Origin of the sequence: Bacillus sp. SD075 (genome assembly GCF_017355165.1) — a bacterium.
Classification (GTDB): Bacteria; Bacillota; Bacilli; order Bacillales; family DSM-1321; genus Peribacillus.
On record NZ_JADILK010000011.1, the window covers coordinates 45,875 to 57,513 of the forward strand.

The 11,639-nt window shown below is 42.1% G+C and carries 11 protein-coding genes; 4 read left to right on the forward strand and 7 right to left on the reverse strand.

All coding sequences use genetic code 11. The features are described 5' to 3' along the window. Complete coding sequence (locus IOC57_RS10545; RefSeq protein ID WP_207438683.1) at positions 1-969, reverse strand: efflux RND transporter periplasmic adaptor subunit; 969 nt, start codon at positions 967-969, stop codon at positions 1-3. A gap of 273 nt (positions 970-1,242) precedes the next feature. Between IOC57_RS10545 and IOC57_RS10550 the strand changes: the two genes are divergently transcribed. Together IOC57_RS10550 and IOC57_RS10555 are read left to right on the forward strand one after the other, a co-directional pair. Beyond that, positions 1,243-1,581 (forward strand): DUF485 domain-containing protein, encoded by a 339-nt coding sequence (locus tag IOC57_RS10550; RefSeq protein WP_286184724.1) that lies wholly within the window; start codon positions 1,243-1,245, stop codon positions 1,579-1,581. 13 nt (positions 1,582-1,594) lie between these two features. Continuing rightward, positions 1,595-3,130 carry a solute symporter family protein gene (locus IOC57_RS10555; RefSeq protein WP_207438685.1) on the forward strand — a complete coding sequence of 512 codons (1,536 nt, stop codon included), beginning with the start codon at positions 1,595-1,597 and terminating at the stop codon, positions 3,128-3,130. Positions 3,131-3,251: 121 nt separating this feature from the next. On the opposite strand, the gene IOC57_RS10560 is transcribed toward IOC57_RS10555, so the two are convergent. The 3 genes from IOC57_RS10560 to IOC57_RS10570 form a co-directional block, all read right to left on the reverse strand. Continuing rightward, the gene (locus IOC57_RS10560) at positions 3,252-3,701 is read right to left on the reverse strand and encodes a threonine/serine exporter family protein (protein ID WP_207438686.1); all 450 of its coding nucleotides are present in this window, start codon (positions 3,699-3,701) and stop codon (positions 3,252-3,254) included. A gap of 16 nt (positions 3,702-3,717) precedes the next feature. After that, a complete protein-coding gene (locus IOC57_RS10565; RefSeq protein ID WP_207438687.1) occupies positions 3,718-4,473 on the reverse strand; it encodes a threonine/serine exporter family protein in 756 nt (251 codons plus the stop codon). A gap of 281 nt (positions 4,474-4,754) precedes the next feature. Continuing rightward, positions 4,755-5,561: an alpha/beta fold hydrolase gene (locus tag IOC57_RS10570; RefSeq protein WP_207438688.1), complete on the reverse strand. Its 807-nt coding sequence runs from the start codon at positions 5,559-5,561 to the stop codon at positions 4,755-4,757. A gap of 167 nt (positions 5,562-5,728) precedes the next feature. On the opposite strand from IOC57_RS10570, the gene IOC57_RS10575 reads away from it, so the two are divergent. Then, the gene (locus IOC57_RS10575; RefSeq protein WP_207438689.1) at positions 5,729-6,997 is read left to right on the forward strand and encodes a dicarboxylate/amino acid:cation symporter; all 1,269 of its coding nucleotides are present in this window, start codon (positions 5,729-5,731) and stop codon (positions 6,995-6,997) included. A gap of 136 nt (positions 6,998-7,133) precedes the next feature. After that, positions 7,134-7,805, forward strand: coding sequence for a lysoplasmalogenase (locus tag IOC57_RS10580; protein WP_207438690.1), 672 nt, complete (start codon positions 7,134-7,136; stop codon positions 7,803-7,805). Positions 7,806-7,890: 85 nt separating this feature from the next. On the opposite strand, the gene IOC57_RS10585 is transcribed toward IOC57_RS10580, so the two are convergent. From IOC57_RS10585 to gltC, 3 genes are all read right to left on the reverse strand, one after another. Further along, positions 7,891-9,090 carry a class I SAM-dependent rRNA methyltransferase gene (locus tag IOC57_RS10585; protein ID WP_207438691.1) on the reverse strand — a complete coding sequence of 400 codons (1,200 nt, stop codon included), beginning with the start codon at positions 9,088-9,090 and terminating at the stop codon, positions 7,891-7,893. 110 nt (positions 9,091-9,200) lie between these two features. After that, complete coding sequence (locus IOC57_RS10590) at positions 9,201-10,193, reverse strand: PTS sugar transporter subunit IIC (protein WP_207438747.1); 993 nt, start codon at positions 10,191-10,193, stop codon at positions 9,201-9,203. Positions 10,194-10,601: 408 nt separating this feature from the next. Further along, positions 10,602-11,504 (reverse strand): glutamate biosynthesis transcriptional regulator GltC, encoded by a 903-nt coding sequence (gene gltC / locus IOC57_RS10595; protein ID WP_207438692.1) that lies wholly within the window; start codon positions 11,502-11,504, stop codon positions 10,602-10,604. Positions 11,505-11,639 lie beyond the last annotated feature (135 nt).

The window sequence follows — 11,639 nt, forward strand, 5'->3', positions numbered from 1 at the left end:
TTACTGACCTCCCTTGCCGCTTGGCATTCCGCCACTGTTTGGCATACCGCCGCTCGGCATTCCGCTGCCGCCCGGCATTCTTATTTCGCCTCCTTGGCCACCCCTCATTCCATCGCCTCCACTGCCAGTGGAGCTTTCATTGATGGTGACAGGCAAGGAAACAAACTGGCCCTCTTCAAGACCCGAAGTTATTTCAATATACCTATCGTTGCTGATCCCAGTCTCAACAGCTGTCTTTGTACTGGCCGTTCCTTCAGTTGTACCGGCTTGTTGTATATTCACATATTTTTCTTCACCGTCAATTTGGACTGCTTCAATCGGAATAAATAAAGCATCTTTTACACTATTCGTCAAAATGCTCACTTCAGTTGACATCCCAATTTTTATATCGCCGGGCTTGTCAATTTTGATTGTGACATCGAACGAAGAAACCCCATTCTCATATGTACCTTCCTTTGCTACACTGGTCACTTCCCCCGTAAACGTTTCATCTTCAAAAGCACTGGCTTTCATTTCAACTGTTTGTCCTTTTTTAACACTTGGAACATCCAATTCATCAACACTGATCGTCGTTTTCAATTTTTTATAATCGGTAACGTGTGCCACCACTTCACTGCTTGATACACGATCCCCTTCTTCCACATCCAATGTTGTCACGGTACCATCGAATGGGGCCGTTATCGGGTCACTTCCATCCGTGAAGGTAATTAGTTCATCACCTTTCTCAACCAATTCATCCTTCGCTATAAGAACTTCATCCACTTCATTCGTTACAGGGGAAGTGACATCCTCACTATTGACTGCGGCGACCGATCCGGAACCGCTTATTAGAACTTCAAGATCTCCCTTTTCAACTGTAGCCGTCACCGACTTTGCAATAACGGGCTCAGCATTGTCCTTCATGGAAAACCAAACGCAACCCCCAATCGCCAAAACTAAAACCGTACCTATCATTATCAACTTTTTCATTATTTTTCTCCTTTCAGATTCCTTCGTTGAAACCAGTATCGTGAAAGAAGCTTAACTTTTCCTTAATGATAGGATTTGATTTCATGGCCGTTCATTCATACCTGCCTTTACTTTTGCTTTGTATCCTTTTCTCTCATTAACACTATGTAAAACGAAAAAATATTAATTTAACAATTATGAATTTACAATATATTCTGAAAAATATATACTGATACTGTTATCAAAAAATGGGGAATGAAAACCAAAATAATATTTAATGAAGGGGGAACCAACTTGGCACCAAACGATTCAATACCTAAGGAAACTGGAGTAAGCGCTTCCATTGACTGCACCAAGATTGTCCAATCCCAGTCTTTTCAAGAACTCCTAAGGAAAAAACGCAATTTCATCGTCCCACTATCCATCTTTTTCATAGTCTTTTATTTCACCTTACCTATATTAACTTCCTATTCTAAAGTCCTTAATTCCAATGCACTCGGCCCAATCAGTTGGGCTTGGGTCTTTGCCTTCGCTCAATTTATCATGACTTGGACCTTATGCATACTCTATTCCAAAAAAGCTGCGACTTTTGACCAATTAGTTGAAAAAATCGTGAGAGAAGCGAAAGGATAAAGGTGAATTTACAATGAATATACTTGCTTTCATATTATTTCTAATCATTGTCGGGCTAACATTGGTCATTACCTTTTTTGCTTCAAGGCGCACCAAAACGACCGCGGACTTTTATACGGCGGACAGCAGCCTGACTGGCTGGCAGAATGGCTGGGCCATTGCGGGTGATTATATGTCAGCCGCCTCATTTTTAGGAATAGCAGGCATGGTCGCACTCTCTGGATTTGATGGCTTTTTCTATAGCATAGGTTTCCTGGTTGCCTATCTGGTCGTTCTTTATATCGTGGCTGAACCGCTTCGTAACCTTGGTAAGTATACACTGGCGGACATGATCGCTGCCCGTTTCAATGAAAAGAAAGTTCGCGGGGTCGCTGCCCTTAACACCATTTCCATTTCAACCTTTTATATGATTGCCCAACTAGTCGGTGCTGGTGCCCTTATAAAGCTCTTACTTGGAATTGATTATCTATACTCCGTTATCATTGTAGGTATTTTAATGACCGTCTACGTTGTATTCGGCGGTATGACCGCCACCAGTTGGGTCCAAATCGTAAAAGCCATTTTATTGATGGCAGGTACTTTCATCATCTCCATCATCGTGTTCTCGAAATTCGACTTTAGCGTGATCGAGATGTTCAAGCAAATGCAAACGGCCACCCCTTTAGGCGGGGATTTCCTCAACCCGGGTAACAAATTCAAGGATCCATTGGATACTTTATCCCTTAATTTAGCGCTTGTACTCGGTACAGCTGGACTTCCTCACATTCTCATCCGTTTCTTTACGGTAAAAGACGCCATCACAGCCCGAAAGTCCGTAGTATATGCCACTTGGATCATTGGCATCTTTTATATAATGACCATTTTCCTGGGCTTTGGAGCGGCAGCTTTTGTTGGATACGACAAGATCATAGCCGCGAATGCGGCGGGTAATATGGCTGCTCCCCTGCTTGCCGAAGCCATTGGAGGTGACTTCCTGTTCGCCTTTGTGTCTGCAGTTGCTTTTGCTACCATTTTAGCGGTTGTAGCAGGTCTCGTTCTATCGGCAGCATCTGCTTTTGCCCATGACTTCTATGGCCACATCATCCGGAAAGGTCAAGCCACTGACAAGGAACAAGTAGTGGCTGCTCGTTGGGCATCCATCGGAGTATCCGTCCTCTCCATCATACTTGCCTTATTTGCCCAAAACATGAATGTTGCCTTCCTTGTTTCACTTGCCTTTGCCGTCGCTGCCAGCGCCAATCTTCCCATCATTGTCTTCACGGTATTCTGGAAACGCTTTAACACAGCTGGGGCTGTCACGGGCATGTTAGTTGGACTCATCAGTTCTTTATTGCTTGTGTTCCTAAGTCCCAATGTCTGGTCACCGGTAGAGGGAGCGGCAATATTCGTTGGGGAGCCATTATTCCCGCTGGCCAATCCAGGCATCATCTCCATCCCGATTGGTTTTATCGCGGCAATCGTCGGAACACTTCTGTCAAGCAAGAAAGCTGATGCCAAAAAATTCGACGAGATTTTGGTTACAGCAAACACTGGGATGAAAAATCCTTAATAAGTTAGATTTATCATTATTTCAAAATATTAAAAAGAGGAAGGAGATCAGGGTGTTCGACCTGCTCTCCTTCCTCCTTATTTAGAAACATATTTATCAGGAAGTTTTTATAATACCCCCTCTAACTTCCCAATCTTACCTTCCTTTTATTATACTTTGTTACCAACTGGTTCATGACTTCTGCAAAGATCAGCCCCATCGCAATGGCACCTGCCAGCATAAAAACCTTGGCCGCCAACTGAACGGCAACATAAAAATCATTTCCGACAAAGTGCTTCATCGCATCATACGACAAACCTCCAGGCACAAGGGGGATGATTCCCGATACATTGAAAATCGTGATTGGCGTCTTATACCTTTTAGCAAAATACTGGCTGATAACCGCAACGATAAATGCAGCTGCTAATGTTGCAATGATGCTGTTTATCTCATTTTCAACCAGAACAAAGTATAAGATCCACCCTAACATCCCTACGCAACCACATTGAAACAATGAATTTTTTGGTACATTGAAGATGACTCCAAAGGCGGCCGAGGCAATGAAACTTGTAATAAGCTGTGCAATCATCATTCTTCCTCCCTTAAAATCATAAGAAAACAAACGCAGCCGATATTCCTGCCCCAATGGCTAAAGCAGTCAAACCTGCATCCGCACCCTTGGATAGACCCGAAACCAAATGTCCTGCAATTAAATCCCTGGCAGCATTCGTAATTAATAGCCCTGGCACAAGCGGCATCACCGCTCCGATGATTATCGTGTCCAAATGACTTCCAACTCCAATCTGGACAAAAAACATAGCTACTAAGCCTACGACTAAAGAGGCGATGAATTCAGCAAAAAAACGAACTTCCAGTAACCAGTGCAAATAAAGCAGGCATGAGAATCCCATTCCTCCTGCTATACAGGACCAAATGAAATCATTCCACTGTCCCTGGAACATGATCAAAAAGCAGCCGCTCGCTATAAATGCAGCAAAGACCTGTACCCACATGGGATACCCCATCCCGGCCTTTTCGATTTGTTTTAACCTTAGATAAGCTTCCTCCGGTGTCATTTCCTTGCTGGAAATGCTTCGGGATATACTGTTAACCAGCGTCACCTTATGTAAATCTGTAGAACGTTGGGAAACTCGAATTAATTTTGACGCTGGGTGCATACCATCCAGCGAAAATATAATTCCTGTAGGGGTCGAGAAACTATGTGACTCACCGCATCCAAACGCTGCAGCGATTCTTACCATCGTATCTTCCACCCGCGAAGTTTCCGCTCCGTTCTGAAGCATGATTTTTCCCGCAAGTAAACATACATCTATAATTTCATTGTATGGTAAACGATCATCCATTTTATCCTCTCCATCACTTCCTGCATGAGTTTCTCTCAATAACAGTTAACGATCATACCAATTTAAATCCACCTCATAATAGCCCAATTCCTGTGAAAAGGATATAAAAATGCTCCTTTTAATTTATCAATTCCATTAACTTGCACTACTGACTTCCTTAGTACCAGTATTCCCTTTATTTCTTGCCGAAACCGTTTAGTTAGTAGAAAAATTCATTTAAAACCATAAAGAAAAGGAATGCGGGCACGAACCCTGCATCCCCTTTTTCATATCATATAAGTCTATACTCCCTTTTGAATAAAGCAATCCACTGTTTCATTAAACAAATCGCTTTCTTCCATAAAAGGACAATGGCAACTATCTTCAAAGATTACTAGTTTGGAATTCGGAATGTTTTTATGCAAATGTTCCCCTGCAGCTACAGGAATGACTTTTTCATGCCTTCCAAAACAGAGAAGTGTCGGGATATTGATTTCCGGTAAGAAATCACGATAGTCCACAATCGATTGGTCAAATAGAATGCTACTAGCAATGGATTCTGGCATTTTGGTCACTTCCCCAAGCATCCAGCTTGCATCCTCTGCAGATAATTCATTGTTGAACATGGAAGCAAGGAAGCTTTTCAAAAATGGGGCACGATTCGTTTGAATTTCAGTCATGAAAGCAATCAATGTGTCCATATCAAATGCACCGATATTAAAATCAGGCCACTTAAAATCAGACGCCAATTCATCCACAATCACCGTTGAATGAATATTTTCCTCACCGAATTGCTTAAGATAATCCCAGACGACAAATGCCCCCATGGACCAGCCTACAAGTATGACATCCCTTAATCCCAGTTCACCAATGAATGCATGAAGATCTTTTGCATAAACGGAGACCGTGTTTCCGTAATGCACATGATTTGACTGGCCATGGCTTCTTAAATCAAGTAAGATCGTTCTATATTTTCCTGAAAAGTATGGAAGCTGCCTTCTAAAGAACCGGCTGCTCATCCATACACCATGGATAAAAATAACCGGTCTCCCCTGGCCCTTTTCTTCATAAAACAACCGAACGCTTTCTTCCACCTCAACAAATGCCATTCTATCCCTCCTTCACGATATTTTCACAACCCATTCCCTATTATTTATTTATTGCATTTCTTCTTTTAACATTCCTTCCTATAAAAAAATATTGTCAAACCTCATTTTAGAGTTGATAATGAAGTATATTTTTATTGATATCTTCATCCTGAAAGGACGGAATTTTAATGAAGAGCTTTATCAAAAACTATCGATCCTCTTTAATACTGCTCACTGCCATTATTATCGGTGGAATAGCAGGGGTGGTTTTCGGGGAGAAAACCTCGGTCATACAGCCGCTAGGGGACTTATTCTTAAATCTGATGTTCACGATCATCGTGCCATTGGTATTTTTCAGCATTGCTTCAGCGATTGCCAATATGAGCGGAATGAATCGCCTCGGAAAAATCATGGGCAGTATCGTTCTCGTTTTCCTGACAACAGCCGCTTTAGCTGCCGTCATTGGATTTATTGGGACAACCATCGTCAATCCCTTGGAAGGCACAGATACGACAGCCATTAAAGAACTGATGGAAAACAGTTCTTCCGAGGAGACCATCGAAGAAGTTTCTTTCTTCAGTCAACTGGTAAACACAGTAACCGTTTCAGACTTTCCAGAACTGTTCTCCAGAAGCAATATGCTTCAGCTTATCGTTTTCTCAGTATTGATCGGGCTTTCCACTGCACTGGTCGGTGAAAAAGCAAGACCGATTACTGAGTTTTTGACGGCGGGTACAGCTGTCATGATGAAGGTCGTAAAAATCGTCATGTACTATGCCCCAATTGGACTTGGTGCTTATTTCGCGGCGATTATCGGGCAGCTTGGGCCACAGATTTTAGAAGGCTATGCCCGAACTTTCATTCTTTATCTAGTCTTGGCCTTGATTTATTATTTTGGCTTCTTCACTTTGTATGCCTTTATCGCAGGTGGGAAAGATGGAGTTAAACTATTTTGGAAAAATGCACTGACACCATCCATTACAGCCATCGCAACTTGTTCCAGTGCCGCATCCATTCCGGTCAATCTGGAATCAGTCAAGAAAATGGGCGTACCTAAAGATATAGCGGAGACTGTCATCCCACTCGGAGCCAACACTCATAAGGATGGTTCGGTATTCGGAGGGGTATTGAAAATCGTTTTCCTATTCAGTTTATTTGGAAAGGATATGACAAGCATATCAAGCATTTTAAGTATACTTGCTGTTGCCTTTTTGGTTGGAGCTGTTATGGGTGCCATCCCTGGGGGCGGCATGATTGGGGAAATGTTGATTCTTAGTGTATTTGGCTTCCCTGTTGAAGTCCTTCCTATCATTGCCGTTATATCCACGATTATCGATGCTCCCGCTACACTGCTTAACTCAACAGGAAACACGGTTTGTGCCATGCTTGTCACAAGGCTTGTCGAGGGAAAAAACTGGTTAAAACAAGCATTCGTTAAAGAAGATTCGGCCGTATGATTCTTATAACTGAACTGGCTCCTGGTTAAAACAGGAGTCAGTTTTTTCATTTTCGCGACTTTCTTTCAAACAGTTCTTTAATGGACAAGGGGTTCCTTCCCCTTATATAGAATTAAAGATTGAAGGGGGGAATTGAATGTTAATGAAATGCTTGCCTGCTGCAATCCTTTTCACGGGACTATTCTATATTTTTTTTATACCCGAAGATCCTTTAATCATTAAAGTCTTGTTCAAGGTCATCCCCATGTTATTGATTTTACTCTACGCCTGCACAAATGTGGGCAGACGGGATCGTTACCCCTCCTTAATACTTCTTGGTTTATTCTTCTGCATGCTTGGAGATGGTTTGTTGATCTGGTTCGTCATCGGGCTTTCCGCCTTCTTGATCGGCCACCTTTTCTATATTTCGGCATTCTTTAGACTGTGGGCCTTCTCATGGTTTCGATTTGCGACGATACTTCCGATTAGCATTTACTCCACATGGATTGGCCGTGAAATTGTACGTTCTTTAATTGAAAAAGGTGAACATGACCTCATCATCCCTGTAATCTGTTATGTAACGGTCATCTCCCTCATGGGCTGGGCGGCATTTATGACCGGCAATACGGCCGCAATCATCGGCGGGGTCCTGTTCATGATTTCCGACTCCATTTTATCTTGGAACAAATTTATCGATGATGTTGCCTTTTCTGGTCCCCTTATCATGCTTACCTACTATGCAGCCCAGTTTTGCATCGCTAACAGCATTCGCATGAAAGCTTCTTTTCATTTATCGAAAGGTTTGCAAGGTGAACGGCCTATCCAGTGACTCCGAACGTCCATTCGTTCCACATGAAACATTTTCATTATAAAAAAAGGCATTCACAGCTCTGCTTGAACTGTGGACGCCTTTTTTATCCTTTAATTTTCTTAATGAAGACTACTTTTAAATAGTCACCTTCCTTATATTCTGGAATTGTTTTAAAATCAGCCGGCAATGAAAACTGTTCGATGACCTCGTATTCTCCATTCATTTCCTTAAAGGCGATATCAATGAAGTTCTTGAATTTTTTCATGTCGAACGTACTGCAATTAGTTGAGGCGATAATGATCCCATTGTCTTCCGTAATGGAAATGGCATCCTTCAATAGATTTGTATAGTCTTTTCCGGCACTGAAAGTAAACTTTTTCGATTTGGCAAAGCTGGGCGGATCAAGGATGACCATTTCAAATTTCAAAGCCTTCTTCACTGCATATTTAAAATACTTAAAGACATCCATCACGACGATATTGTGAGCTTCAGGATCTATTCCATTCACACTGAACTGTTCAATCGTCTTTGGTAAACTGCGATTCGCCAGGTCGACACTCGTTGTTTTGACAGCACCGCCTAAAGCGGCAAACACGGAGAATGCCCCCGTATAGGAGAACATATTCAACACCGTTTTCCCTTTTGCGTATTCATCCCGGATTTTTCTTCTGACATCACGTTGATCAAGGAAGACACCGACCATTGCCCCATCATTCAGATAAACAGCGAAATGGACTCCATTCTCCTTTACAAGAAGCGGAAATGCCGGCTGTTCACCCATGACAAAATCGTCTTCATCCACGTACTGCCCCTTTGTATCAAAGCGTTTCTTCTGATAAATCGACTTGACTTTGACTGTTTCCTGCAATGACTTAATGATGTAGTCTTTAAAGGAATATATCCCTTTGCTATACCAGCTAATGACATAGTGACCATCATAATGATCAATGATTAAACCGCCAATTCCATCACCTTCCCCATTAAACAAGCGGAAAGCTGTAGTGTCCCCATCTTCAAAAAAAGACTTTCGAAATTCATATGCCGCCTGGATTTTACCGTTAAAGAAGGATTGATCGATCTTTTCATTCTCTCTTCGGGTCAATACCCAGCCGTAGCCCTTATTCTGTTTACCATAATACCCCTTTGCTAGGAAGCGGTTGTTTTCATCCACCAAACGCACTAAGGACCCCTCTTCCTGAAGGTCGTTAAGGTTGGCTATCGACTCTTTAACAATCAAGGGAAACCCCTTGCCCATTTTACTCACGAACTTAGCCTTCACTTTTATATCTATTTCTTTTCCCATATATATCATCCTATCTATGCAAATGCTATCCTCCCCATTTTACCCTATTCCCCTTATAAATAAAAACCAGCCCGGTTCCTTAACCAGGCTGGTTCCTAAGAAAACTTTGATTATGAGACTTCCAAATGAAGATCGCCTGGTTTAACTTTACCCATCATCTTCAGTACCCGATGCAAGGCAAGTGTGATCACCGCTGGCAATACCATACCCACTGCCACATAAACCATGAACGTGTACAAACCTTGACCGGTTATGATGGCAATAGGGGCAATCATTGAACTTAACCCCATACCTCCAAGCTCATACGGCACTTGAAAATCGAATGCCAAGGTAGCGATAGGGGCACAGATGATTGCCGCCACAAAAGGCGGAACTACGTATAATGGCTTTTTGATTAAGTTAGGAAATTGCACTTTGGGCGTAACGACCATCTGTGCCAGGAACCCCCCCATATCATTATCTTTATAAGACATGACAGTGAAGCCGACAAACTGAACGGTACATCCGATTAAAGCTGCAGCACTGGAAACGGGATCTAATTGCAGGGCGATCGCCAGTGCAGCGGAAGACGCCGGTGTCATCAATAAAATGCTCCATACCAAAGCTATGACCATGGAACCGATTAAGGGAGAACCCTCGACCGCAGCTGTGGTTTGACTGCTTATCCATGTTAGAAGCGGAGTGGTGACAAGAGCCAGGCCATACCCCGAAACTCCACCAACAAGAACTGCTCCCATTGGGATGGCCATGATGTCCAACTTTGTTTTGCCGATTAGGCGCTTACCTATATATGTTGCAATTACTGCTGCCAAGACAGCACTGAGTGGCTGACCCGTAACAATCGTGAAGGCACCCTCAGCAGTTCTGTGAATGGCAGCACCTCCAACAGCACTTGAAGCCATGGCGCTAAAGATTATTAATGAATTTCCCCCTAGCTGATATGCGATACCTGCACCTAAAGCTGGTGCTAGCAAGACCTTCGCGGCCCCGCCTATTGCCAGGAAGACCTCCCAACCTAAATATCCCCCTATGGATTCGAACAATAACCCGATCCCTAATGTAACCAAAACAGCGTTGGCTATCCCTGTTGATGCCCTGTACATTCGATCGCTGATGTATTCTTTCCTGCTCACTTTATCTCCACTCCTTATTAATTATCAGAATATTCAATTTAAAAAATGAAAAAAAATAAAGATATTCATTTTAAAAACCTATTTAGTATAGCGCACCTGTACCTTTAATGTCTGCCCGTATAATAACATGAATTTTCTGATAATGTAAGTAGTATTTTTATACTAATAAAATAAAAGCGTTTTCAAAAAATGAGTTTTAACACATTCTTATGCAATAAAAACAAATATAGTATTATTTCAAAATAAATTATTCCTTTTGAGGATGTGCTAAATTGAGATATTTCGATACATTTGCGACCAAAACAAAAAAAAGAACCCGATTCAAGGATTCTCTCACTAGCTGGATTTATGACTTTTCTAATAGATACCCCTCACATTCTATTGAAAACCTTCCAATTTTGCAAAAGTGTCCCTCAAAAATTGGTAAAACAATTTCTCCGTTGGCATCAGTTCCCTATCAGTCGGAACGATGACCCCCACAGCCCTGGTTACAGATGGATCCTCCAGCGGCAATTTAACCGTAAAACGAGGCAAGCTATCGATCAAGGAAATCTCAGGAATCAGTGTTATACCGAGACCTGCTGCCACTAGGCCTTTTATAGCATCCGTATCCTTTCCTTCGAATGCCACCTCCGGTTCAAAGCCATGCAGTTTGCATGCTTTCATAACGAGATCCCTTAAAACATATCCCTTTGGATATACGATGAACGGGTTTCCTTGAAGCTCATTTAAGGATAATGATTTCTTCATTGACAAAGGATGGCTTTCTGGTAAAAGGGCAACTAAGTTTTCAATAAATAGCGTTTCACCTTTGATTTTCTTTTCATTCACCGGCAGTGGGCCAATCAAGGCCATGTTTATGTTACCCTTTATAACAGAATCTATCAGGTAGCGATATGAACCTTGTTTCAATGTGAATTTTGCCTGCGGATAACTTTCCCTGAAGTCGGAAATGACCCTTGGCAATATATAAGAAGCTAAACTACTGGGAAAGCCAATGCGGATTGTCCCTTTTTCTGGATCCAGGCTTTCAGCCATCTCACGCTTGGCACGATCGATTATATCCATAGCTTGTTCCATATGAGATAAAAATGTATGTCCTATAGGTGTCAATCTAATCTTTCGGCCTTCCCTGATAAACAAGGGCACACCCAGCTCTTCTTCTAAATTGTAAATTTGGCGACTGACAGCAGACTGGGCAACATGCAAGTCCACTGCTGCTTCCGTCATATGTTCACGCTTTGCCACTTCAATGAAATATTCGATTTGCCTTAATTCCAATCTAAGCTCCCTCTTTCATATCAAAACAGCATGTTATTTATCTAATATTCAGATTGTTTATTTCATTTTTAAATTATACCATGAAAGTATCATATAAAAACCGATAGACTAACCCTATTTAATAATTTATGACTT